Source organism: Pilimelia anulata (assembly GCF_014647895.1).
Classification (GTDB): domain Bacteria; phylum Actinomycetota; class Actinomycetes; order Mycobacteriales; family Micromonosporaceae; genus Pilimelia; species Pilimelia anulata.
Window position 1 is genome coordinate 567,657 of the sequence record NZ_BMQB01000002.1, and the last position, 23,126, is coordinate 590,782.

Annotated in this window: 20 protein-coding genes; 17 read left to right on the forward strand and 3 right to left on the reverse strand. The window is 75.4% G+C overall.

The features are described from left to right. Positions 1 to 278 precede the first annotated feature (278 nt). Positions 279 to 1,502, forward strand: a complete 1,224-nt coding sequence (locus IEY94_RS07275) for an FAD-dependent oxidoreductase (RefSeq protein ID WP_189169251.1) — start codon at positions 279 to 281, stop codon at positions 1,500 to 1,502. A 111-nt stretch (positions 1,503 to 1,613) separates the two neighbouring features. Here the strand turns inward: IEY94_RS07275 and IEY94_RS07280 are convergent, their stop codons facing one another. Then, positions 1,614 to 3,752 (reverse strand): elongation factor G-like protein EF-G2, encoded by a 2,139-nt coding sequence (locus IEY94_RS07280; RefSeq protein ID WP_189169252.1) that lies wholly within the window; start codon positions 3,750 to 3,752, stop codon positions 1,614 to 1,616. A 167-nt stretch (positions 3,753 to 3,919) separates the two neighbouring features. Between IEY94_RS07280 and pgsA the strand changes: the two genes are divergently transcribed. The 8 genes from pgsA to IEY94_RS07320 all read left to right on the forward strand — a co-directional run bounded on the left by pgsA (position 3,920) and on the right by IEY94_RS07320 (position 11,074). Beyond that, a complete protein-coding gene (gene pgsA, locus IEY94_RS07285; protein WP_189169253.1) occupies positions 3,920 to 4,531 on the forward strand; it encodes a phosphatidylinositol phosphate synthase in 612 nt (203 codons plus the stop codon). Next, positions 4,528 to 5,409 (forward strand): phosphatidylinositol mannoside acyltransferase, encoded by an 882-nt coding sequence (locus IEY94_RS07290; protein ID WP_189169254.1) that lies wholly within the window; start codon positions 4,528 to 4,530, stop codon positions 5,407 to 5,409. Before pgsA ends, IEY94_RS07290 begins: the two co-directional genes overlap by 4 nt. Further along, entirely contained in the window at positions 5,409 to 6,593 is a 1,185-nt protein-coding gene (locus IEY94_RS07295) for a glycosyltransferase family 4 protein (RefSeq protein WP_189169255.1), read from the forward strand. The genes IEY94_RS07290 and IEY94_RS07295 overlap by 1 nt, the downstream gene beginning before the upstream one ends. A gap of 150 nt (positions 6,594 to 6,743) precedes the next feature. Beyond that, positions 6,744 to 7,310, forward strand: coding sequence for a hypothetical protein (locus IEY94_RS07300; RefSeq protein ID WP_373291232.1), 567 nt, complete (start codon positions 6,744 to 6,746; stop codon positions 7,308 to 7,310). A gap of 101 nt (positions 7,311 to 7,411) precedes the next feature. Next, on the forward strand, positions 7,412 to 8,326 hold the full coding sequence (gene pdxS / locus IEY94_RS07305) for a pyridoxal 5'-phosphate synthase lyase subunit PdxS (RefSeq protein ID WP_189169256.1): 915 nt from the start codon (positions 7,412 to 7,414) through the stop codon (positions 8,324 to 8,326). Positions 8,327 to 8,419: 93 nt separating this feature from the next. Beyond that, complete coding sequence (locus IEY94_RS07310) at positions 8,420 to 9,619, forward strand: serine hydrolase domain-containing protein (RefSeq protein ID WP_189169257.1); 1,200 nt, start codon at positions 8,420 to 8,422, stop codon at positions 9,617 to 9,619. Between the two features lie 34 nt (positions 9,620 to 9,653). Continuing rightward, positions 9,654 to 10,322 carry a pyridoxal 5'-phosphate synthase glutaminase subunit PdxT gene (gene pdxT, locus IEY94_RS07315; protein WP_189169258.1) on the forward strand — a complete coding sequence of 223 codons (669 nt, stop codon included), beginning with the start codon at positions 9,654 to 9,656 and terminating at the stop codon, positions 10,320 to 10,322. Further along, on the forward strand, positions 10,322 to 11,074 hold the full coding sequence (locus tag IEY94_RS07320) for a YebC/PmpR family DNA-binding transcriptional regulator (protein ID WP_189169259.1): 753 nt from the start codon (positions 10,322 to 10,324) through the stop codon (positions 11,072 to 11,074). Before pdxT ends, IEY94_RS07320 begins: the two co-directional genes overlap by 1 nt. 1 nt (position 11,075) lies before the next feature. Here the strand turns inward: IEY94_RS07320 and IEY94_RS07325 are convergent, their stop codons facing one another. Further along, complete coding sequence (locus tag IEY94_RS07325; protein WP_229783392.1) at positions 11,076 to 11,867, reverse strand: class I SAM-dependent methyltransferase; 792 nt, start codon at positions 11,865 to 11,867, stop codon at positions 11,076 to 11,078. Between the two features lie 48 nt (positions 11,868 to 11,915). Between IEY94_RS07325 and IEY94_RS07330 the strand changes: the two genes are divergently transcribed. Continuing rightward, positions 11,916 to 12,536 (forward strand): helix-turn-helix domain-containing protein, encoded by a 621-nt coding sequence (locus tag IEY94_RS07330; RefSeq protein WP_189169261.1) that lies wholly within the window; start codon positions 11,916 to 11,918, stop codon positions 12,534 to 12,536. Here the strand turns inward: IEY94_RS07330 and IEY94_RS07335 are convergent. After that, entirely contained in the window at positions 12,527 to 13,714 is a 1,188-nt protein-coding gene (locus tag IEY94_RS07335) for a GNAT family N-acetyltransferase (protein ID WP_229783393.1), read from the reverse strand. The genes IEY94_RS07330 and IEY94_RS07335 overlap by 10 nt on opposite strands. 278 nt (positions 13,715 to 13,992) lie before the next feature. Here IEY94_RS07335 and ruvC point away from each other — a divergent pair, with 278 nt between their 5' ends. The 7 genes from ruvC (at position 13,993) to IEY94_RS07370 (ending at position 23,118) form a co-directional block, all read left to right on the forward strand. Next, entirely contained in the window at positions 13,993 to 14,514 is a 522-nt protein-coding gene (gene ruvC / locus IEY94_RS07340; RefSeq protein ID WP_189169262.1) for a crossover junction endodeoxyribonuclease RuvC, read from the forward strand. Continuing rightward, a complete protein-coding gene (gene ruvA, locus IEY94_RS07345) occupies positions 14,511 to 15,116 on the forward strand; it encodes a Holliday junction branch migration protein RuvA (protein WP_189169263.1) in 606 nt (201 codons plus the stop codon). Before ruvC ends, ruvA begins: the two co-directional genes overlap by 4 nt. Continuing rightward, entirely contained in the window at positions 15,116 to 16,174 is a 1,059-nt protein-coding gene (ruvB, locus tag IEY94_RS07350) for a Holliday junction branch migration DNA helicase RuvB (protein ID WP_189169264.1), read from the forward strand. Before ruvA ends, ruvB begins: the two co-directional genes overlap by 1 nt. Before the next feature lie 135 nt (positions 16,175 to 16,309). After that, complete coding sequence (yajC, locus tag IEY94_RS07355) at positions 16,310 to 16,645, forward strand: preprotein translocase subunit YajC (RefSeq protein WP_229783394.1); 336 nt, start codon at positions 16,310 to 16,312, stop codon at positions 16,643 to 16,645. 174 nt (positions 16,646 to 16,819) lie between these two features. Then, a complete protein-coding gene (secD, locus tag IEY94_RS07360; protein WP_189169265.1) occupies positions 16,820 to 18,601 on the forward strand; it encodes a protein translocase subunit SecD in 1,782 nt (593 codons plus the stop codon). 1 nt (position 18,602) lies between these two features. Then, entirely contained in the window at positions 18,603 to 19,778 is a 1,176-nt protein-coding gene (gene secF / locus IEY94_RS07365) for a protein translocase subunit SecF (protein ID WP_189169266.1), read from the forward strand. 574 nt (positions 19,779 to 20,352) lie between these two features. Beyond that, entirely contained in the window at positions 20,353 to 23,118 is a 2,766-nt protein-coding gene (locus IEY94_RS07370) for a RelA/SpoT family protein (RefSeq protein ID WP_306341595.1), read from the forward strand. Positions 23,119 to 23,126: the final 8 nt, after the last annotated feature.

Here is a 23,126-nt window from a genome sequence, read left to right on the forward strand (position 1 = left end):
CGGGCGCCCGCCCGGATCCGACATCGCCACGCCCCGCCATCGCCGCGGGCGCGCGCTGTCGGCAGGTAACCCATCTTCCTAGGATGCCTTACGGGGTGTGCTGTCGATCATCGGAAACGGGCACAGTGGAGCGCCGGCGCGTGACGGGTGTCGCGCAATCGGCCGGCGGCGGGGGATGAATCCGGGTGGCGGCGCGGGTTAGGCTGCCGGTATTCATCACGCGTTGAACTCCGGCGCGGTGTCGGCGTGCGGCGCGTACCCCGGCGAGGACGGTGGCGATGAGCGAGCGGACGACATGTGTGGTGGCCGGCGGCGGGCCGGCCGGGATGGTGCTGGGGCTGCTGCTCGCCCGGGCCGGGGTCGAGGTCACCGTGCTGGAGAAGCACGCCGACTTCCTCCGCGACTTCCGCGGCGACACGGTGCACCCCTCCACCCTGACCCTGCTGGACGAGCTGGGACTCGGCGAGCGGTTCGCCGCGCTGCCGCAGAGCCACGTGCGGGAGGTGGGGTTCCCGCTGAGCGGCGGCGGGCTGGTGCGGGTGGCCGACCTGAGCCGGCTGAACGTGCCGCACCCGTACATCGCGATGGTCCCGCAGTGGGACCTGCTCAACCTGCTGGCCTCGGCCGGGCGGGCGGAGCCGGCGTTCACGCTGCGGATGGAGACCGAGGTGACCGGCCTGCTGCGCAGCCCCGGCCGGGTGCACGGGGTGGCGTACCGGACGGCGGACGGGCGCACCGGCGAGCTGCGCGCCGACCTGGTGGTCGGCTGCGACGGGCGTTGGTCGACCGTGCGCCGGGAGGCCGGGCTGGTGCCGGAGGAGTACCCGGTGCCGATCGACGCCTGGTGGTTCCGGCTGCCCCGGCACGCCCGCGACGACGGGTCCGGGCTCGCGCCGGCCGCCGCTCCGGGGCGGTTCGCGGTGGCGATCCCGCGGCCCGACTACTTCCAGATCGCGTACGTCGCCCGCAAGGGGACGGACGCCGAGCTGCGGGCGCGCGGGGTGGCCGCGTTCCGCTCCGACGTGGCCGAGCTGTACCCGTGGCTGGCCGACCGGGTGGACGAGCTGAAGTCCATGGACGACGTCAAGCACCTCGACGTCCGGCTCAACCGGCTGCCGCGCTGGCACGCCGAGGGGGTGCTGTGCATCGGCGACGCCGCGCACGCGATGTCCCCGGTCGGCGGCGTCGGCATCAACCTGGCCGTGCAGGACGCGGTGGCGGCGGCGACGCTGCTGGCCGGGCCGCTGCGCCGGGGTACGGCCACCGGCGCCGAGCTGGCCCGGGTGCGCGAGCGGCGGCTCCTGCCGACGGTGCTGGTGCAGCGGCTCCAGCGGCTGATGCACCGGGCGTTCGTCGTGCCGATCCTGGACGGCCGCCGGGCCGGGCCGCCGGCGCCGGTGCTGGGGCTGGTGCGGCGGGTGCCGCAGCTCTCGGTGGTGCCGGCGTACCTGATCGGGGTGGGCTTCCGCCCGGAGCACGCCCCGGACTTCGCCCGCCGCTGACCCGCTCCGCCGCCGCCCGACCCCGGCATCGCCGCCGGGCCCGCGCGGCGGCGATGCCGGGCCCGCGCCGGTCGGTACGACGTCCGCCACCGTACGCGCGGCGGCGGGCGGTCAGCGGGTGGCGGTGACCGGGGCCGGCGCGGGCTCGTACCGGGCGAACGCCCGGCTGAACGACCCCGCGCCGGAGGTCATCGCGCGCAGCTCGACCGCGTACCGCAGCAGCTCCCGCGCCGGCACCTCCGCCCGGACGACCGCCAGGTCCGGGCGGGCCGGGTCGACGTCGGTGCCGAGCACCTGGCCGCGGCGGCCGGACAGGTCGCCCATGACCGCGCCGAGCAGCGCCTCCGGCACCCGGATCGTGACCGCGTCGACCGGCTCCAGCAGGGTGATCCCGCCCTCGGCCGCCGCCGTCCGCAGGGCCAGCGCGGCGGCGGCGCGGAACGCGGCGTCGGAGGAGTCGACGCTGTGCGCCCGCCCGTCGACCAGGGTCACCTGGACGTCGACGACCGGATGGCCGGCGATGCCGGCGGCGAGCTTGTCCCGGACGCCGCGCTCGACCGCGGGCACGTACGCGTGCGGTACTGCGCCGCCGACGATCTTGTCCACGAAGCTGACCCCGGTACCCCGCGGCTGCGGCTCGACCAGCAGGTCCACGACCGCGAACTGGCCGTGCCCGCCGGTCTGCTTGACGTGCCGGCCGTGCCCGCGGGCGGGGTGCTCGAACGTCTCCCGCAGCGGTACGACGACCGGCTCGGTCTCGACCGCGACCCCGCCGGCGCGCAGCCGGTGCAGCGCGACGTCGGCGTGCGCCTCGCCGGTGCACCACAGCACGAGCTGGCCGGTGTCGGCGGCGCGCTCCAGCCGCATGGTCGGGTCGCCGACGATGAGCCGGGCGAGGTTGCGGGCCAGCGCGTCCTCGTCGGTCCGCTTGCCGGCCCGGACGGCGACCGGCAGCAGCGGCTCGGGCAGCTCCCACGGCGCGACCAGCAGCGGGTCGGACCGGTCGGCGATCGTGTCGCCGGTGCGGGCGCTGCCGGACCGGGCGATCGCGCACAGGTCGCCGGCGATGCCGGCGGGGATCTCGCGCAGGTGCGGGCCGAGCGGCGCGTACACGTGGGCGACCCGCTCGTCGTCGTCGTGCCCGGCACCGGGTCCGCCGTTACTGTGCCCGCCGTCGCCGCGCCCGGCCGGGGCGTGGCCGGCGACGTGCACGGCGCGGTCCGGGCGCAGCGTGCCGGAGAAGACGCGGACCAGCGACACCCGCCCCAGGTACGGGTCGACGGTGCTCTTGACCACCTCAGCCGCGAGCGGCCCGGCGGGGTCGCAGGTCAGCGGCCGGGGCGTGCCGTCGGGCGCCGCCGCCGGCGGCAGCGCGTGCTCCAGCGGCGACGGGAAGCCGCTGGCCAGCAGGTCGAGCAGCCCGTCCAGGCCGACGCCGGTGGCGGCGCAGGCGGGGACGACCGGGTGGAAGTGGCCGCGGGCCACGGCCCGTTCGAGGTCGGCGGTGACCACGGCGGGGTCGACCGGCTCGCCGGCGAGGTACCGGTCCATCAGGCCCTCGTCCTCGCTCTGCGCGATGATCGCCTCGAGCAACTGCGCCCGCGCCTCCGCGGCGGCGGCCCGCTCGGCGGCGGTGGCCGGCCGGGTGTCGGCGCCCGCCCGGACGGCGTCGGTGACGAGCTGGTGCACGCCGCCGTCGGGCAGCAGCACGGACAGCGGCAGGACGTCGCCGGCGCCGTCCTCGCCGCCGAACACCCGCTGGCACAGCGCCACGGTCTCGTCCGGGTCGGCGCGCGGGTGGTCCAGCCGGGTGACGGCGATGGCCCGCGGCATCCCGACGGCGGCGCACTCCTGCCACAGCGTCGCGGTGGCGATGTCCACGCCGGTGTCGGCGGAGACGACGAACAGCGCCCCGTCGGCGGCGCGCAGGCCGGCGCGCAGCTCGCCGACGAAGTCGGCGTAGCCGGGGGTGTCCAGCAGGTTGATCTTGATGTCGCCGTGCCGGAGCGGGGCGCAGGACAGCGTCGTGGACCGGCCCTGCGCGATGGCGGCGGGGTCGCTGTCGCCGATCGTGGTGCCGGCCGCGACGTCACCCATGCGGGTGATCGCGCCGGCCCGGTACAGCAGCGCCTCGACGAGTGTGGTCTTGCCGGCGCCGCTGTGCCCGACGACGGCCACGTTGCGGATGGCGGCCGGCGCGGCGACCGTCGGCGGCGGTCCGGCCACCCGGTCCGCACCCTTGTTCGCCATCGGCGCACCTCCTCGCGGGCTCGGCGGCCCCTCGCCCGAGTGTGCCGCACGTACCGGGCTTTTCGGGCGGCTGTCGGCCAGTCCGGGGGAAACCGGGGCGGGACCACCCGGCCGCGACCCCTCCGGTCGCGCGGCGCCGGGCGGGGCGCGGATAGGGTGGGACCGCCATGGCGAAGATCTTCAGTGAGTCCGCGCGCGTGGGCACCGCCCGGCTCGTCGAGCCCGCCGCGCGGGGGCTCCTGCGCGCCGGCCTGACCCCCAACGCCGTCACGGTGATCGGCACGGTCGGCGTGCTCGCCGGGTCGTACCTCGGCGCCCGCGGCTGGCTGCTCGCCGCGGCCGGCATCGTGACGTTCTTCGCGCTCACCGACGTCCTCGACGGGACGATGGCCCGGCTGCACGGCGGCGCCACCCGGTTCGGCGCGCTGCTGGACTCCAGCCTCGACCGGGTCGCCGACGGCGCGATCTTCGGCGCGGTCGCCTACTGGGCGTACACCGAGGGGGCCGGCGGCACGCTCGCCGCCGCGCTGGTCTGCCTGGCCGGCGGCCAGGTCGTCTCGTACGTCAAGGCCCGGGCCGAGGGCCTCGGCTTCCGCTGCGACGTCGGCCTGGCCGAGCGGTTCGAGCGGCTGATCCTCGTCGGCGTCGGCGCCGTGCTGACCGACGGGTTCGGGCTGCCGTGGGGGATGGCGGTGGCGCTCGGCGTGCTCGGCGCGCTCACGGTGGTCACCATCGGCCAGCGCATCCGGTACGTGGCGCTGCAGGCCCGCCGGGCATGAGCGGCCGGCTGACCACGCTCGGGTACACCGCCGCCTGGCGCCTGGTCCGGGCGCTGCCGCAGCCGGTGGCCGCCGCGGCCTTCCGTGCCGGCGCCGACCTGGCCGCCGGCCGCGGCGGGGCCGGGGTCGCCCGGCTGCGCGGCAACCTGCGCCGGGTGGTCGGCCCGGCCGTGCCCGAGCCCGCGCTGGACCACCTGGTCCGGGCCGCCATGCGCTCGTACGCCCGGTACTACCTCGAGGCGTTCCGGCTGCCCGCGCTGTCCCGCGCGCGCATCCGGGACGGCTTCCGGCTGGCCGGCGCCGACCTGCTCGCCGCCGACGTGGCCGCCGGCCGGGGCGCGATCCTCGCCCTGCCGCACGCCGGCAACTGGGACGCCGCCGGGGCGTGGGTGGCCGCGAACGGCTGGCCGATCGTCACGGTCGTCGAGCGGCTGGAGCCGGCCGCCCTGTACGAGCGGTTCCTCGCCTTCCGCCGCGGCCTCGGCATGGAGATCGTCCCGCTGACCGGCGGCCCGCCGCCGCTGCGCGAGCTGGTCCGCAAGCTGCGCGCCGGGTACCTGGTGCCGCTGCTGGCCGACCGGGACCTCGGCAGCACCGGCGTGCCGGTCCGGTTCTTCGGCGCGCAGGCCCGGATGCCCGGCGGCCCGGCGGCGCTGGCCGTGCTCACCGGGGCGCCGCTGTACACGGTCGACATGTGGTACGACGCCGAGGGCCCGCGCGGCCGGCTGACCGGCCCGCTGCCGGTGCCCGCCACGGGCAGCCGGGACGAGCGGGTGCGCGCGCTCACCCAGGGGATCGCCGACCGGTTCGCCGCCGGCATCGCCGCCCACCCCGCCGACTGGCACATGCTCCAGCGCGTGTGGCCGGGGGAGGCGTGATGCGGATCGGCCTGGTCTGCCCGTACTCGTTCGACGTCCCCGGCGGGGTGCAGGGCCACATCCGGGACCTGGCCGAGACGCTGCGCGGCCTCGGCCACGGGGTCAGCGTGCTGGCCCCGGCGCACGACGACGCCGCGCTGCCGCCGTACGCGGTCAGCGCCGGCCGGGCCGTCCCCGTGCCGTACAACGGGTCGGTGGCCCGGCTGGCCTTCGGGCCGCTGTCGGCCGCCCGGGTCCGGCGCTGGCTGGCCGCGGGGGAGTTCGACGTGCTGCACGTGCACGAGCCGCTCACGCCCAGCCTGTCCCTGCTCGCGGTGCTCGGCTCCCGCTGCCCGGTCGTGGCCACCTTCCACACCGCGATGACCCGGTCCCGGGCGATGGCGGCCGCGCAGAACGTCCTGCAGCTCGTGCTGGAGCGGATCACCGCCCGGATTGCCGTCAGCGCGCTCGCCCGCCGGGTCCAGGTCGAGCACCTGGACGGCGGCGCGGTCGAGATCCCCAACGGCGTCGCGGTCGCCGCCTTCCGCGACGCCGAGCCGCTGCCCGGCTGGCCCGGCCCGGTCGGCCCCGGCAGCGGCGGCACGGTCGGCTTCCTGGGCCGGTACGACGAGCCGCGCAAGGGCTTCCCGATCCTGCTGCGCGCCTTCGCGGGCCTGGCCGCCGACCGGCCCGGCGCGCGCCTGCTGGTGGCCGGGCGGGGCGACGCCGACGCGGCCCTGGCCGGCGTACCGGCCGGGCTGCGCGACCGGGTCACGTTCCTCGGGATGGTCCCCGACGCCACCAGGGCGCGGATGCTGCGCAGCGTGCACGCGTACGCCGCGCCGAACACCGGCGGCGAGTCCTTCGGCATGATCCTCACCGAGGCGATGGCCGCCGGCGCCCCGGTGGTGGCCAGCGACCTGGACGCGTTCCGCCGGGTGCTCGCCGGCGGCACCGCGGGCGTGCTGTTCCCGACCGGCGACGACGGCGCGCTGCGGGCGGCGCTGGCGGGGCTGCTGGACGACGGCGCGGAGCGGGCCCGGCTGGCCGCGGCGGCGGCGTCGGCGGTGGCGGCGTACGACTGGCCGCTGGTGGCCGGCCGGGTCCTGGAGGTGTACGCCGCGGCGATCGAGATCGGCACGGCCCGCACCCCGGTGCCCCCGGACCGGGTGGCCGCCGAGATCACCGCCCTCTGGGACTCCTGACCCGCCCCGGGGATGCCCGACCCCGCCCCGGGGATGTCGGCCGAGCGGTGGGGGACACGCGCCGGCCGGTGGGGTCGCACGGCGCGTTCCGGTGCGATTCGGTCACCCGCGCGGCCCGCGGGCGGGCGCACCGGGCCGGGCCGGCCTACGATGCCGGTCATGCTTCTCATGGCAGTGCTGCTCGCCGTGGCCCTCGCCGGCCTGTACGCCGCGTGGACCGCGGCCCGGGTCGACCGGCTGCACGCCCGGGCCGCCGCCGCCGGCCGGGCGCTCGACGCCCACCTGGTCCGGCGGGCCGCCGCCGCGGCGGTGCTGGCCGAGCAGCTCCCCGCCCCCGGCCTGTACACCGTGGCCCGCAGCGCGCTCGACGGCGCCGGCGACCGCGAGGCCGCGGAGAACGACCTCACCCGGCAACTACAGTGCGTAGCGGGCCGCTGCGACCTGTCCGAGCCCGTGCGGGCCGCCTGCCGGCGGGTGGCGGTGGCCCGGCAGGTGCACACCGACCTCGTCCGGGACGCGCTGGCGGTGCGCCGGCAGCGGCTGGTCCGGCTGCTCCGGCTGGACCGGCGGCACGCGTGCCCTGCGTACTTCGACATCCAGGACCCGGCGCTGGCCGCGCCGGCGCCCGTGCTGGTCCCCGCGGGGGCGCCCGGCGCCGGGCCGCGCCCCGCCCCGGTGGTAGTGAAACAGGCCACAGGCCAGGCCACGGGGGTTTGATTGGCCGTCGGGCGGGCCCGACCACGCGGCGTAGCATGACCGGCGACTCACCACCCCGTCCGGTGAGCGCTGGGCCGTCCCGTCCGAGGAGCTGAACCGCCGTGTCGACCAACCCCGAGAACGCCCCCGCCGCCCCCGCCGTCGGCACGGCCCGCGTCAAGCGCGGCATGGCCGAGATGCTCAAGGGCGGCGTGATCATGGACGTGGTCACCCCGGACCAGGCGAAGATCGCCGAGGACGCCGGCGCGGTCGCCGTGATGGCGCTGGAGCGGGTCCCGGCGGACATCCGCGCCCAGGGCGGCGTCTCCCGGATGAGCGACCCCGACATGATCACCGGGATCATCGAGGCCGTCTCCATCCCGGTCATGGCCAAGGCCCGGATCGGGCACTTCGTCGAGGCGCAGATCCTCCAGTCGCTCGGCGTCGACTACGTCGACGAGTCCGAGGTGCTCACCCCGGCCGACTACGCCAACCACATCGACAAGTGGGCGTACACCGTGCCGTTCGTCTGCGGCGCCACCAACCTCGGCGAGGCGCTGCGCCGACTCACCGAGGGCGCGGCGATGATCCGGTCCAAGGGCGAGGCGGGCACCGGGGACGTCTCGAACGCCACCACCCACATGCGGAGGATCCGGGCGGAGATCCGCAGGCTGACGTCGCTGCCGGCCGACGAGCTGTACGTGGCGGCCAAGGAGTTGCAGGCCCCGTACGAGCTGGTCCGCGAGGTCGCCGAGACCGGCAAGCTGCCGGTCGTGCTGTTCACCGCCGGCGGCATCGCCACCCCCGCCGACGCGGCGATGATGATGCAGCTCGGCGCCGAGGGCGTGTTCGTCGGCTCGGGCATCTTCAAGTCCGGCAACCCCGCCGAGCGGGCCCGGGCCATCGTCAAGGCGACGACGTTCCACGACGACCCGGACGTGCTCGCCAAGGTCTCCCGCGGGCTCGGCGAGGCCATGGTCGGGATCAACGTGGACGACATCCCCGTCCCGCACCGGCTCGCCGACCGCGGCTGGTAGGTCACCCGTACAGGTTCCTCCCGGGCGGCTGTACAGCGTGCTCCGAGGTTCTCCCGGCACGATGGTCGGCACCGTCTCCGGGAGGTCGAAACCTTGAAGCGCACCCGCATGCCCCTGGCCGCCACCGTCGCGGCGCTGCTGGCGTCCACTGTGGCGCTGGCGGCGTGCGACGCCGACGCCGAGCCGGACGCCGGCGCGGACGGCCCGGCCGCCGAGGCGCCGGCCGGGCTGACCGAGGCCGGGCCGCCCACCTGCGACACGATCTGGCAGCGGCGCGGCGCGTCGTTCTACGACCGGGCCGAGCCGATGGTGGACAGCCACGACGACCGGGCGGAGTGGACGGTGGCCCCGCCGGCCGCCGCCGGGCTGGACACCGCGGCGCTCGCCGCCGGCGGCGACGCGCTGGCCGAGCACCGGGGGATGCGGGCGGTCGTCGTGCTGCGCGGCGGCAAGCTGGTGTACGAGCGGTACTTCCGCGACGGCGCCGCCAACCAGAGCAACAATGTGCACTCGGCGTCCAAGAGCATCCTGCAGGCGCTGACCGGCATCGCGGTCGCCGACGGAAAGATCAAGAGTCTGGACGCGCCGATCTCGACGTACCTGCCGCAGTACGCCGCCGCCGGCACCCCCACCGGCGCGATCACCGTGCGCCGGCTGCTCGGCATGTCCTCCGGGCTGGACTGGCGCGAGGACGAGACCGAGGAGCGGATCGAGGAGTCCGACGACTGGGTCGGCGCGATCCTCGGCCTGGCCGAGAACCCGGCCGCCGGCTTCAACTACAGCACCGGCAACACGCACGTGCTCTCGGCGGTGCTCCAGGCCGCGACCGGCACGACCACGTGCGCGTACGCCCGGGAGAAGCTGTTCACGCCGCTGGGCATCATGCCGGAGCGGTGGACCAGGGACCCGCAGGGCGTCTACGCGGGCGGGTACAACATGTACCTGACCGCCCGCGAGCTGGCCCGGTTCGGCCAGCTCTACCTCGCCGGCGGGGTGTGGCAGGGCAAGCGGGTCGTGCCGGCTGCGACGGTCACCCAGTCCCGGACGATCACCGCCGAGCGGGTCCGGCAGCCCGGCTACCGGTACGCCTCCGGCTGGTGGGCCACCGACGCCGCCGGCCACGCGGTCAACCTGGCCTGGGGCTTCGGCGGCCAGTACGTCGCGGTGATCCCGGACCTCGACCTGGTCGTCACCACCACCCAGAACACGCAGGGCGACGGCGACCGCGCCGAGTACCGCGAGCTGGACATCCGGGACTTCCTCACCCGGTACGTGGTGCCGGCCGTCCGGTGACCGGGCGGGCCGGCGGGCCGCCTAGGCTGCGGGCATGAACGTGGATCCGATCGTGGGGGTGCTCGCGCTCCAGGGCGACGTGCGCGAGCACCTGGCCGCGCTGGCCGAGTGCGACGTCATCGCCCGCCCCGTCCGCCGCGCCGCCGAGATCGCCGCGGTGGACGCGCTGGTCATCCCCGGCGGCGAGTCGACGACGATGAGCAACCTGGTCGACGTGTTCGGCGTCCGCGACGTCATCACCGAGCGGATCGCCGCCGGCATGCCCGCGTACGGCTCCTGCGCCGGAATGATCATGCTGGCCCGCACGGTCCTGGACGGCCGCCCGGACCAGCGCGGCTTCGACGGCATCGACGTGGTGGTGCGGCGCAACGCCTTCGGCCGGCAGGTCGACTCGTTCGAGGCGCCGGTCGAGCTGGCCGGCGTCGAGGGCGGGCCGCTGCACGCGGTGTTCATCCGGGCCCCGTGGGTCGAGTCGGTCGGCCCGGGCGTCGAGGTGCTCGGCCGGGTCGCGGTCGGCGCGGCGGCGGGGGGTGCGGGCGGGGCCGGCGCCGGTACAGTCGACGGGAGCGACGGTAGGATTGTCGCGATTCGGCAGCGGCGGCTGCTCGCCACCTCCTTCCACCCGGAGCTGACCGGCGACCTGCGGGTCCACCGGCTGTTCGTGGAGATGGTGCGGGCGGCGACAGGGACGACGGAGGACTGATGTCCGGGCACTCCAAGTGGGCGACCACGAAGCACAAGAAGGCGGCGATCGACGCCAAGCGTGGCAAGCTCTTCGCCCGGCTCATCAAGAACATCGAGGTCGCGGCCCGGACCGGCGGCGGCGACCCGGCCGGCAACCCGACGCTGTTCGACGCGATCCAGAAGGCCAAGAAGTCCTCGGTCCCCAACGACAACATCGACCGCGCCGTCAAGCGCGGCTCCGGCCTGGAGGCCGGCGGCGCCGACTGGCAGACGATCATGTACGAGGGGTACGGCCCGAACGGCGTCGCCCTGCTCATCGAGTGCCTCACCGACAACCGCAACCGCGCGGCGACCGAGGTGCGCACGGCGCTGACCCGCAACGGCGGCACGTTCGCCGACGCCGGCTCGGTGTCCTACATGTTCTCCCGCAAGGGCGTGGTGATCGTGCCCAAGGCCGAGTTGAGCGAGGACGACGTGCTGCTCGCCGTCCTCGACGCCGGCGCGGAGGAGTGCAACGACATCGGCGAGGCGTTCGAGGTGGTGTCCGAGCCGGGCGCGCTGCTGCAGGTGCGGGAGGCGCTGCAGGGCGCGGGGATCGAGTACGACTCGGCCGAGTCGTCGTTCGTCCCCAGTGCGACGGTGCAGCTCGACGAGGACGGCGCGCGCAAGGTGCTCAAGCTGGTCGACGTCCTCGACGACTGTGACGACGTCCAGAACGTCTACGCCAACTTCGACATCCCCGACGACGTGCTGGAGAAGGTCGAAGCGTAGGTCAGGGGCGCCGGGCCAGCCAGGTGCTGCGGACCGCCCGGACGGTCAGGTCGCCCCGCTCGGTGATCCCCGCCGCCAGCGCGTCCAGCGCCGCCACGTCCGCCGCGGGCAGCCGGTCGGCCACCCGCTCGCGCATCCGCAGCAGCGTGACCAGGGCGTACTGGGGCGCGGCCGCGGGCAGCGGCGGGCGCAGGACGAGGTCGGCGCGGCGGGCGTCGAGCACGGTGAAGCCGGCCCGGGTCAGCGCCGGCGCCCAGTCCTCGTGCATGTGCAGCCCGGCCTCCGCCCGGAGGTCGGCCAGGATTGCGTGGCCGCGCTCCTCCACCGCCGCGTCGGGGGTGTCGGCCAGGAAGCGCGGCAGGTCGGTCAGCTCGGTGACCGCGAGCAGCCCGCCCGGCCGCAGCGCGGCGTGGACCGCGGCGAGGACCCGGTCCGGGTCGGCCACGTGGTGCAGCGACGCCGACGCCCAGACCAGGTCGGCGGGGCCGTCCAGCGGCGGCAGCGCCTCGTCGACGTCGGCCCGGACGGTGCGAATCCGGTCGGCGACGCCGGCCGCCGCGGCGCGCTCGCGCAGGCGGCCCAGCATCTCGTCGTCCACGTCGACCGCGACCACGGTGGCCGACGGTAGCTGCCGGGCCAGGGCGACGGCGCCGGTGCCGGTACCGGCACCGAGGTCGACGATCCGGGCCCGCTCGGGTACGGCGGCGGCGACCGTGGCGACGAGGTCGCGGTGGTGCTCGCCCAGGACCTCCGCGTCGAGGTCCAGCATGTCGGCCAGGTGTGTGTGCGTCATGCCCCCGACGGTACCGCCGTCGTGCGCCAATGGCATAAGGTCTTGCGTATGAAGCAAGACGGTGAGGTCGATGCGCTGGTCCGGCAGCGGCTGCGCGGGCTGCGGCTGGCCCGCGGCTGGTCGCTGGACGAGCTGGCGGTCCGTTGCCACCTCAGCCCGTCCACGCTGAGCCGGATCGAGACCGGCCAGCGCCGGATCGCGCTGGACCAGCTCGCCGCGCTGGCCCGGGTGCTGGACACCTCGATCGATCAGCTCGTGGAGTCCGCCGGCGACGACGACGTGGTCATCCGGCCGCACCGGGACGCCCGGCGCGGGATCACCACCTGGCTGCTGTCCCGGCCGGGCGCCCCGCACGGGATGACGATCGCCAAGCTGCGGGTCACCCGGGCGGTGCCGGCGGAGCCCCGGGTGCACCCGGGCCGGGACTGGTTCACGGTCCTGTCCGGGACGGTGGCGCTGCGGCTCGGCGAGCGGATCATCCTCGTCCGGGTGGGGGAGGCGGCGGAGTTCTCGACGATGGTGCCGCACGCGTTCGGGGCGGCCGACGGGCCGGCCGAGATGCTGTGCATCCTCGACCACGACGGCAAGCGGACCCACCTGGGTCCGGGCGGCGAGGGGGCCGACCCGCCCGACCAGCCGGAGGCCGGGAGCGGCTGCGGTCAGAAGTAGTCGGAGAGCTGGGCCGGCTCGCCGCAGGCCAGCAGGTCCAGGGTCGCGGGGTCGGCGCCGCCGGCCGCCGCCGCCGAACCGGCCGCGACCAGGCTCCGGCCGGTCGTCACGCCGCAGTAGAGCTGGGCGAAGCCGCCGGGCGTCAGCCGCAGGTCCGCGCCGGCGGCCGGCTCCAGCGTGCCCCGGCCGTCGGCGACGGTCAGCCGCCAGTGGCCGTCGTTCCACGGGCACAGCGGGTCGGCCAGGGTGAACGTCACCGCGCCCCCGGCGTGCGGCGGCCAGCCGCGCGCGGCGACCGCGCGGGCCGCGTCCACCGGCCGGTGCATCCACGGCTGCGCCGCGTGCTCGCGCATCGCCGGCCAGGGCAGCAGTGGCCCCAGCGCGTCGTACGCCAGCGGCGCGATCCGCAGCGTCGGCGTCACGCTGCGCCAGCCGGCGAGCGCGCCGAGCAGCGCCCGGGCGGCGGCCGGGTCCGCGGCCACCGGGTCCTCGACGGTGAGCGTCGCGTCGGCGGCGTAGCCGCGGCCGCGATCCCAGTACGCGTACGCGCACAGCTCGCCGTCCCGCTCCACCAGCGTCAGCCCGTCGGTGCCCGCGGTGGCGGGCGGGTCGCCGAACCGGCCGCCCGCGCGGGCGAGCAGGCCGGTGCGGTGGGCCACGAGCCGCCCGTACAGGTCGGCGGTCGCCGGTACGTCGGCGTCGGTGCCCGCGCGCAGCGTGAGGCCGGGCTCCGGGCGGTACCGGGGGAGGGCGGCGGCCGGTAGCGCGTACTCGCGGCGGGTCCCGCAGACCGCCCAGCCCGCGGCCGCGTACGGCTCGACCACCGTCGGGAACAGCGCGCTCACCGCCGCGCCGCGCTCGCGCGCGCCGGCCAGCAGCGCCGCGAGCAGCGCCCGGGCCACGCCCCGGCCGCGCCACTCCGGCGCGACCGCCACGCCGGCCACGTCCGCGGCGGCCAGTGTCCGGCCGCCCCACCACTGGGTGTCGTGCAGGTCGATCGCCCGGCCGACCAGGGTGCCGTCGGGGGTGAAGGCGCCGTACCGGGTCAGCCAGTCCGGCGTGGCCAGCGCCGCGGCGGGCGGCTCGTCGGCGGGTTCCCCGCCGAAGGCCAGCCGGCCAAGGTCCCACGCCGCCGCCAGCTCGTCGGGCTCGATGGGGCGTACCGTCAGCTCGCTCACGGCCGCGAGCGTAGCCAGCCGGCCGGCCCAGCGCACCGCGGTTTCCGGTCCGGGGTGGACGCGCCGCGGGCGCGGCCGGGCCGGCGGCGGCGCGGGCAGCCGCTAAGCTGTCGAACAGGTGTACGGGGCGGCCGAACGGTCACCGCTACCGGACAGGCACGGCGGTCGACAGGCACAGCGGTCCACAGGCACGGCGGTCGCACAGCTACGGCTGCCGGACCGGTACAGCGGTCGAACAGGTGGGGCTGCCGGACAGGCGCGGCGGAGGGAGTGCGGCGGTGCGGGTGCTCGGCATCGATCCCGGCCTCACCCGGTGCGGCGTCGGCGTCGTCGAGGGGCAGCCGGGCCGGCCGTGCACGCTGGTCGGCTACTACGTCGTCCACTCCGACCCCGGCGACGAGCTGCCGCTGCGGCTGCGCCACCTCGACCGCTCCCTGGCCGACCTGGTGGCGCAGCACGCCCCGGACGCCGTGGCGGTGGAGCGGGTGTTCAGCCAGCACAACGTGCGCACGGTCATGGGTACCGCGCAGGCCAGCGCGGTCGCCGTCCTCGCCGGCGCCCGGGTCGGCCTGCCCGTCGAGACGTACACCCCCAGCGAGGTCAAGGCCGCCGTCACCGGCTCCGGCCGGGCCGACAAGGCGCAGGTCACGGCCATGGTCACCCGGCTGCTGCGACTCGACGCGCCGCCCCGCCCGGCGGACGCCGCCGACGCCCTCGCGCTCGCCATCTGCCACATCTGGCGCGGCGGTACCCGCGCCAGGGTCGCCGCCGCGGCGGCCCGGATCGGAGGTCGACGATGATCGCCAGCGTGCGCGGCCGGGTCGTGGCCGTCGCGGCCGACCACGCCGTCGTGGAGGTCGGCGGGGTGGGCTTCGCCGTCCAGTGCAGCCCCGCCACCCTCGCCGAGCTGCGGCCCGGCGCCGAGGCGGCGCTGGCCACCAGCCTGGTGGTCCGGGAGGACTCGCTGACCCTGTTCGGCTTCGCCGACGCCGCGGCCAAGGAGCTGTTCGAGCTGCTCCAGACCGCCAGCGGCGTCGGGCCGCGGCTGGCCCAGGCGATCCTCGCCGTGCACAGCCCGGACGCGGTCCGGGCGGCGCTGGCCGGCGGGGACGTGGCGACGCTGACCCGGGTGCCGGGCATCGGCAAGAAGGGCGCCGAGCGGCTGATCCTGGAGCTGCGCGACCGGGTCGGCCCGGTCGCCGCGGCCGGCGGCGACGGCGCGGGCGCGCCGGTCGCGGCGCTCTGGCAGGACCAGGTCCGGCAGGGCCTGGTCGGGCTGGGCTGGTCGGCGGCGCAGGCCGAGTCGGCGGTCGGCGCGGTCGCCGAGACCGTGGACGGGACGCCGCCGCCGGTGCCGGTGCTGCTGCGGCACGCGATCCGGCTGCTCGGCAAGGCGCGCTGATGTCGGACGCCGGTGTGGTCTCGGCGTACGCCGACGACGCGGAGCGCGACGCCGAGGCGAGCGTCCGGCCGAAGCGGCTGGCCGAGTTCGTCGGGCAGCACCGGGTCCGCGAGCAGCTCGACCTGCTGTTGCAGAGCGCGCTGCGGCGCGGCGCCGCGCCGGACCACATCCTGCTGTCCGGGTCGCCGGGGCTGGGCAAGACCACGCTCGCCATGATCGTCGCGGCGGAGCTGGGCGGCGGGCTGCGGATCACCAGCGGGCCGGCGATCGAGCGCTCGGGCGACCTGGCCGCCGTCCTGACCAGCCTGGCGGCCGGGGACGTGCTGTTCATCGACGAGATCCACCGGATCGCGAAGCCGGCCGAGGAGCTGCTGTACAGCGCCATGGAGGACTTCCGGGTCGACGTCATCGTCGGCAAGGGGCCGGGCGCCACCGCGATCCCGCTGGAGCTGGAGCCGTTCACCCTGGTCGGCGCCACCACCCGGGCCGGCCTGCTCACCGGGCCGATGCGGGACCGGTTCGGCTTCGTCGCCCACCTCGACTTCTACGAGCCGGCCGAGCTGGAGCGGGTGGTCACCCGCGCGGCCGGCATCACCGGCGTGTCGATCACCCCGGACGGCGCGGCGGAGATCGCCGGCCGGTCCCGCGGCACGCCGCGCATCGCCAACCGGCTGCTGCGCCGGGTTCGCGACTTCGCCGAGGTCCGCGGCGACGGCGTGGTACACCGGGAGGCGGCGCTGGCCGCGCTGCGGGTGTACGACGTCGACACGTCCGGCCTGGACCGACTCGACAAGGCCGTGCTGCGGGCGCTGGTCGACACGTTCGGCGGCGGGCCGGTCGGCCTGTCCACCCTGGCCGTCGCCGTGGGGGAGCAGCCGGACACGGTGGAGGAGGTGTGCGAGCCGTTCCTGGTCCGGGCGGGACTGCTGGCCCGGACGCCGCGCGGCCGGGTGGCCACCGCCGCCGGCTGGCACCACCTGGGCCGGACGCCGCCCGCCGCGCCGGGTGGACAGGGTGCGCTGTTCGGCGCGTCGGACAACCCGGACGAGCGCCCGTAACCGTACCGTGATCTGTCGGGGTCCGTGTCTTCCCGGGGCCACGGACTAGACTTCGCGCGGTCCGTCCCGGACATAGTTCCCAGCGCGACCGCCGGCGCAACCCGTGCCGGCGGCCCACCGGAAGGTCGATGACTCGTGCTCAGCGCAGCGCCCGAGAGCGGCGGTGGCGGCAGCTACCTGCCGCTGCTCCTGCTCGTCCTGCTCTTCGCCGCCATGTACTTCATGATGATCCGCCCGCAGCAGCGCCGCCGCCGGGAGGCCGAGCGGATGCAGTCGGAGCTGAAGCCGGGCGACGAGGTCGTCACGATCGGCGGCCTGCACGCGACGGTGGCCCTGGTCCGGGACGACGTGGTCGAGCTGGAGATCGCGCCGGGCGTCACCGTCCGCTACGCGCGGCCCGCGATCGCGCAGGTCGTACCGAAGAAGCCGGCCGAGGAGACCGCGGCCGAAGCCGTCGAGAGCACCGACTGATCCACGGCCGCGCCGCTCCCCGGCCGGGGTGGGCGGCGCGGCCGGCCGGCGCCACCCGCCGGCCGTGCGCCACCCACCTCGGTCGGACGGGAGCGGCCGCCCGCGCACGGGCGCCCGACCCGCGACCATGACATCGGGAGATACCTAGCCGTGGCACCACCTCCAGACGGGCAGATGCGCCCCGGACGGCAACTCGCCATCCTCGCCGGGCTCTTCGTGGTCCTGTACCTGCTGGTCATGTTCGTCGGCACCAGCGGGATGAGCTGGTCCGAGCGGTTCGAGCCGCGCCTGGGCCTGGACCTCGTCGGCGGCCAGCGGCTCACCCTGGAGGCGCAGCCGCTGCCCAACGGCAACATGCCCACCCAGAAGGAGATGGAGCAGGCCCGCGGCATCATCCAGCAGCGGGTCGACGCACGCGGTGTGTCCGAGGCGGAGATCATCGTCGAGGGCGAGAAGAACATCGTCATCTCCCGGGCGGGCAGCGGCGCGAACCTGACCTCGGACATCGGCAACGCCGCTCAGCTCCGCTTCCGCAAGGTGCTCAACCGCACCGACGGCGCGGACCCGTCGGCGACGCCGACCCCGTCCGCCACGCCGACGCCCAGCGGCAGCGCGGCGCCGAAGCCGACCCCGGCCCCGAGCGCCCCGGCGGCCAAGCCGAGCGCCCCGGCCGCCGTGCCGGCGCCCACCGCGACCCCGATCGCGACGCCGCCGCAGCGCACCAAGAAGAACAATGCCGAGCTACTCGCCGACGCGAAGAAGAAGGTCGGCCCGCAGGCGTGGGCGGCGGCCGAGGCGCTGAAGGCGCCGGACGCCGGCAAGACCGCGGCGCTCAAGCCGTTCGCCCAGCTCACCGCGGAGGAGGTCGGCGCGCTGCCGCCGGCGATCCAGTTCAACGTCCCGCAGGTCACCTGCGAGAAGCTGGACAACCGCCGGCAGGGCTCGATCGTGGACGAGAAGGCCAGGGCGGTCGCCTGCCAGGAGGGCAGCAAGTACCTCCTGGACATCGCCAAGGTCATCGGCACCGACGTGGAGACCGCGAGCCCGCAGGTCGACCAGAACGGCGAGCGGGTCGTCAGCCTCCAGTTCTCCTCGGACGGCGCGGGCAAGTGGACGAACCTGACCCGGGAGGCGTTCAACAACTCCGGGCCGGCGGAGACCAAGTGCCCGCAGCAGGTGCTGGGCAGCAACCAGCACTGCCTCGTCGCGGTGGTCCTGGACAACGAGATCATCTCGGCGCCGGAGATCCAGGGCGTGCTCGGCGAGCAGTCGCAGATCACCGGCAACTTCTCGCCGAAGGAAGCCGAGCAGCTCTCCTCGCAGATCCGCTACGGCGCGCTGCCGGTGACGTTCGAGCAGCTCGACGCGCAGACCGTGTCGGCGACCCTGGGTACCGAGCACCTCAAGGCGGGCCTGCTCGCCGCGGGCATCGGCCTGCTGCTGGTCATCATCTACTCGTTCTTCTACTACCGGCTGCTCGGCACGGTCATCTTCCTCAGCCTGGTGCTGTCGGCGCTGCTGGTCTTCGGCGCGCTGGTGTTCCTCGGCCGGCAGATCGGCTTCACCCTGACCCTCGCCGGCATCGCCGGGTTCATCGTGTCGCTGGGTGTCGCCGCGGACTCGTTCGTCATCTACTTCGAACGACTCAAGGACGAGATCCGGGACGGCCGGTCGCCGCGCAGCGCGGTCCCGCGGGCGTGGGCCCGGGCCCGGCGGACGATCATCTCGGCGAACGCCATCACCATCATGGCCTCGGTGATCCTGTACCTGGTCTCCGTCGGCACGGTGAAGGGTTTCGCGTTCGCGCTCGGCCTGGCCACGGTCCTCGACCTCGTCGTGGTCTTCCTCTTCCGACACCCGATCATGACGATGTTCGCGCGGACGAAGGCGTTCCTCTCGCCGCGGGTCAGCGGCCTCGGCCGGGTCCTGCAGCGCGACGACGCGAAGGAGGCCTGAGATGAGCGGGCTCGCGACTCGGCTCTACAAGGGCGAGGCCGGCGTCAACATCGTCGGCCGGCGCAACATGTGGTTCGGCGTGGCCGGCGGGGCGATCCTCGTCGCCATCCTGAGCTTCGTCCTGTCCGGCTTCCACCTCGGCATCGAGTTCGCCGGCGGCAACCAGTTCAGCGTGCCGGCGACCGTCGGCACGCAGGAGCAGGTGGAGGAGGCGTTCCGCGACGCCGGCGCCACCGTCGGCACGTCGCAGAAGGTCGGCGGCAACGCGTACGACATCAAGACCGCCGCCCTCGACCCGGACGACGTGGACCGGGTGCGGCAGACGGTCGAGGCGAAGTTCGGCCTGCCCGCCAACGCGATCAGCACCGCGGCGGTCAGCGCGGCGTGGGGGGCGCAGATCACCCGCAGCGCGCTGATCGGCCTGGCGCTGTTCATCGCCGCGGTGGCGGTGTACCTGGTCATCCGGTTCGAGTGGCGGATGGCGGCGGCGGCGATCGCCTCGCTGGTCCTGGACCTCATCCTCACCGCGGGCGTGTACTCGCTCACCGGGTTCGAGGTCACCCCGTCGACCGTCATCGGCTTCCTGACGATCCTCGGCTTCGCCCTGTACGACGTCGTCGTCGTGTTCGACAAGATCCAGGAGAACACGCGCGGGATCACCGCCAGCGGCACCCAGACGTACGCCGAGGCGGCCAACCTGGCCGTCAACCAGACGCTGATGCGGTCGATCAACACCGGCCTGGTGGCGCTGCTGCCGGTCGGCGGCCTGCTGTTCATCGGCGCCGGGCTGATGAAGGCCGGCACGCTGAAGGACCTCAGCCTGGTGCTGTTCGTCGGCATGGCCTTCGCGGTCCTGTCGTCGATCTTCTTCGCGACGCCGGTCCTGGTGGCGCTGAAGAGCGCCGAGCCGCGGATCAAGGCGCACACCCAGCGCGTCCTCGGCCGGCGGGCGGCCATCGCCCGCGGCGAGGAGGTGCCGGGCAGCCGGCGCCGGGCCAACCGGCCGGCCGCGGCCCCGGCGGCGCCCGCGGCGCCGGCCGCGGAGGCGCCGGCCACCGGTGCGGGCGAGGGCGGCAGCACCGGCGGCGGGGCGACCCGGCCGTCCGGCGGGGCGCCGCGACCGGGCAGCCGGCCGGGCAGCAAGGGCCGGCGATCCGGCGGCGGCAAGCGCCGCTGACGCCGCGCGAGCGCAGGGGTGGGGAGGCCGCGATCGCGGCCTCCCCACCCGCATTCCGGGCCCCGGCCGGGCCGTCGCGGCGGGCCGGCGGCGGGCGCGCGCGGGCGGCGGATCACCGGTGCGGGGACGCCGCGCAGGCGCAACCGCACGGCCGAAGCGCCGGCCCGATACGCCGGGTACGATGGCCTTCCTGCCCGCCCCGAGGTTTTCCCAGGGTAACGGCGCTGTCGCAGGCAGTTCCGCCCCGGGAGTGCACCGGTGTCGGGTTCACAGCACGTCGACCGCGGTCGGCGAGCCGGCGTGATGAGGAGCAGCCCCGGTGTCCAGCGACGTCGCGCCCCCGTCCCGTGGGTCGGCGCCCGCCGACGGTGCGACACAGCATTCCGCCGGCGTCGCGCCCGACCCGGCGGCGCGCAACGGCGCGGTCCCCGGCGGGCGTGCCGCCCACGCCGACCCGGCCGGTCCCGGGCCCGCTGCCGAGCCGGAGCCCGAACCCGAGCGCGAATCCGCTGCCGTCGTTGTCGGACCCGACTCCGCCACGGCGGGTGAATCCGGCGCGGTGGGCGAGTCCGGCGTGGCGGGGGAGTCCGACGGCAATCCGTCGGCCGGGACCCCGGGCGCGGCCGGATTGCCCACCGGCAGCCCCGATGCGTCCGCCGACAACCCGACCGGGCCCGGCGCCACCGCCGGCGGTCCGGCTGCCGACCGGGCTGTTGATCGGGTCGCCCCGGCCGCGGCCGGACCCTCCGCCGCGGGTGGTGAGCGGGATGCCGGCCCGCCGCGGCCCGCCGCCGACCCCGGCAGCGAATCCGCCGGCGACGGACCCGCCGACGGCGGTGCGGCAGGCGGCGACGCCGGCACCGCGCGCGAGGGAACCGATACCGCGCCGGCCGACGCCGCCGGCCCGCACGACGATGCCGGCCCGCACGATGCCGGCCCGCACGATGCCGGCCCCGCCGGCGGCGGTACGCCCGCCGACGTCGCCAGCGCCAACGGGGCCGCGCCGGCGAGGGGTCCCGGTACCGAACTCGGCCCGAGCACCCGGCCCGTCGTCGTCGGCGACCCCGGTCCGTTCGCGCTCGCCGGCGCCCCCACCGGCCGGCGGGTCCGCGCCCGGCTCGCCCGGTTCAACGCGCCGTGGCAGACGCCGCAGGTCAGCGAGGTCCTCGAACCGCTGATCGCCGTCCACCGCAACGCCCACCCGAAGGCCGACGCGCGACTGCTCCAGCGGGCGTTCGACACCGCCTCGCACTGGCACGAGGGGCAGTTCCGCAAGTCCGGCGACCCGTACATCACCCACCCGCTCGCCGTGGCCACGATCCTGGCCAACCTCGGCATGGACACGACCACGCTGGTCGCCGCGCTGCTGCACGACACCATCGAGGACACGCCGTACACCCTGGACGAGATGCGCCGGGACTTCGGCGAGGAGGTGACGCTGCTGGTCGACGGCGTCACCAAGCTGGACCGGGTGAAGCTCGGCGACGCGGCGAAGGCCGAGACCATCCGCAAGATGGTCGTGGCGATGGCGAAGGACCCGCGGGTCCTGGTGATCAAGCTGGCCGACCGGCTGCACAACATGCGCACGCTGACCTTCCTGCCCCGCCCCAAGCAGGAGCAGAAGGCCAAGGAGACGCTGGAGATCCTCGCCCCGCTCGCGCACCGGCTGGGCATGAACACGATCAAGTGGGAGCTGGAGGACCTGTCCTTCGGCACGCTGTTCCCGAAGCGGTACGAGGAGATCAACCGGCTGATCGGCGAGCACCAGCCGCAGCGGGAGGCGCTGCTGCGCCAGGTCACCAAGAAGGTCGGCCTGGACCTGCGCAGCGCCAAGATCAAGGCCGAGGTCAACGGCCGGCCCAAGCACCTGTACTCGATCTACCAGAAGATGATTGTCCGTGGCCGCGAGTTCTCCGACATCTACGACCTCGTCGGGGTGCGCATCCTGGTCGACACCGTCCGCGACTGCTACGCGGCGCTCGGCGTGATCCACGCGAACTGGCAGCCCGTGCCGGGCCGGTTCAAGGACTACATCGCCATGCCGAAGTTCAACATGTACCAGTCGCTGCACACCACGGTGATCGGCCCGACCGGCAAGCCGGTGGAGATGCAGATCCGCACGTACGCCATGCACCGCACCGCCGAGTACGGCATCGCGGCGCACTGGAAGTACAAGGAGGTCAAGAACGCCGCGGTGGTCGGCCCGCCGGCGCACATCGACGAGATGACCTGGCTACGGCAGCTCCTGGACTGGCAGCGCGAGGCCAGCGACCCGAGCGAGTTCCTGGACGCCCTGCGCTTCGACCTGTCGAGCCAGGAGGTCTACGTCTTCACGCCCAAGGGCGACGTGATCCCGCTGCCGACCGGGTCGACGCCGGTGGACTTCGCGTACGCGGTGCACACCGAGGTCGGGCACAAGTGCATCGGCGCCCGGGTCAACGGCAAGCTGGTGCCGCTGGAGTCGACGCTGTCCAACGGCGATGTGATCGAGATCTTCACGTCCAAGTCGGAGACCGCCGGGCCGTCCCAGGACTGGCTGGGCTTCGTCAAGAGCCCGCGGGCCCGGACGAAGATCCGCCAGTACTTCAACAAGGAGCGGCGCGAGGAGGCCATCGAGATCGGCAAGGCGTCGATCACGAAGGCGATGCGCAAGCAGGGCCTGCCGTTGCAGCGCCTGCTCACCCCCGACTCACTGATGGCGATCGCCCGCGACCTGCACCTGTCCGACCTGGCGTCGCTGTACGCGGCGGTGGGGGAGAGCCAGGTGTCCGCGCAGTCGGTGGTCACCCGCCTGGTCGCCGGGTACGGCGGCGAGGAGGGCGCGGTCGAGGACATCGCCGAGACCGCCATGCCGACCCGCCCGCCGCGGCACCGCGGCGCCGGTCAGGACCCGGGCGTGGTGGTCAAGGACGTTAGCGACGTGTGGGTGAAGCTGGCCCGCTGCTGCACCCCGGTACCGGGCGACAAGATCTTCGGGTTCGTCACCCGCTCCGGCGGGGTGAGCGTGCACCGCGAGGGCTGCGCCAACGCCGACGACCTGCGCGAGCAGAGCGAGCGGCTGGTCCAGGTCGAGTGGAAGCCGACGTCGGCGTCGACGTTCCTGGTGGCGATCCAGGTGGAGGCGCTGGACCGGCACAAGCTGCTCGCGGACGTCACCAAGGTGATGAGCGAGGAGCGGGTGAACATCCTGTCGGCGACGGTGACGACGACGCGGGACCGGGTGGCGGTGAGCCGGTTCAGCTTCGAGATGGCCGACCCGAAGCACCTGGGGCACCTGCTGGCCGCAGTCCGCAAGGTGGACGGCGTCTTCGACGCCTACCGCGTCACCTCCGGCGCCTGACCCGCCGG

What these genes read in the sequence shown, in the direction of transcription:
- IEY94_RS07275 (WP_189169251.1), top strand. Translation starts at nt 279, where the DNA reads ATGAGCGAGCGGACGACATGTGTGGTGGCCGGCGGCGGGCCGGCCGGG.
- IEY94_RS07280 (WP_189169252.1), bottom strand. Translation starts at nt 3,752, where the DNA reads ATGGCGAACAAGGGTGCGGACCGGGTGGCCGGACCGCCGCCGACGGTC.
- pgsA (WP_189169253.1), top strand. Translation starts at nt 3,920, where the DNA reads ATGGCGAAGATCTTCAGTGAGTCCGCGCGCGTGGGCACCGCCCGGCTC.
- IEY94_RS07290 (WP_189169254.1), top strand. Translation starts at nt 4,528, where the DNA reads ATGAGCGGCCGGCTGACCACGCTCGGGTACACCGCCGCCTGGCGCCTG.
- IEY94_RS07295 (WP_189169255.1), top strand. Translation starts at nt 5,409, where the DNA reads ATGCGGATCGGCCTGGTCTGCCCGTACTCGTTCGACGTCCCCGGCGGG.
- IEY94_RS07300 (WP_373291232.1), top strand. Translation starts at nt 6,744, where the DNA reads ATGCCGGTCATGCTTCTCATGGCAGTGCTGCTCGCCGTGGCCCTCGCC.
- pdxT (WP_189169258.1), top strand. Translation starts at nt 9,654, where the DNA reads ATGAACGTGGATCCGATCGTGGGGGTGCTCGCGCTCCAGGGCGACGTG.
- IEY94_RS07320 (WP_189169259.1), top strand. Translation starts at nt 10,322, where the DNA reads ATGTCCGGGCACTCCAAGTGGGCGACCACGAAGCACAAGAAGGCGGCG.
- IEY94_RS07325 (WP_229783392.1), bottom strand. Translation starts at nt 11,867, where the DNA reads ATGACGCACACACACCTGGCCGACATGCTGGACCTCGACGCGGAGGTC.
- IEY94_RS07330 (WP_189169261.1), top strand. Translation starts at nt 11,916, where the DNA reads ATGAAGCAAGACGGTGAGGTCGATGCGCTGGTCCGGCAGCGGCTGCGC.
- ruvA (WP_189169263.1), top strand. Translation starts at nt 14,511, where the DNA reads ATGATCGCCAGCGTGCGCGGCCGGGTCGTGGCCGTCGCGGCCGACCAC.
- ruvB (WP_189169264.1), top strand. Translation starts at nt 15,116, where the DNA reads ATGTCGGACGCCGGTGTGGTCTCGGCGTACGCCGACGACGCGGAGCGC.
- secD (WP_189169265.1), top strand. Translation starts at nt 16,820, where the DNA reads ATGCGCCCCGGACGGCAACTCGCCATCCTCGCCGGGCTCTTCGTGGTC.
- secF (WP_189169266.1), top strand. Translation starts at nt 18,603, where the DNA reads ATGAGCGGGCTCGCGACTCGGCTCTACAAGGGCGAGGCCGGCGTCAAC.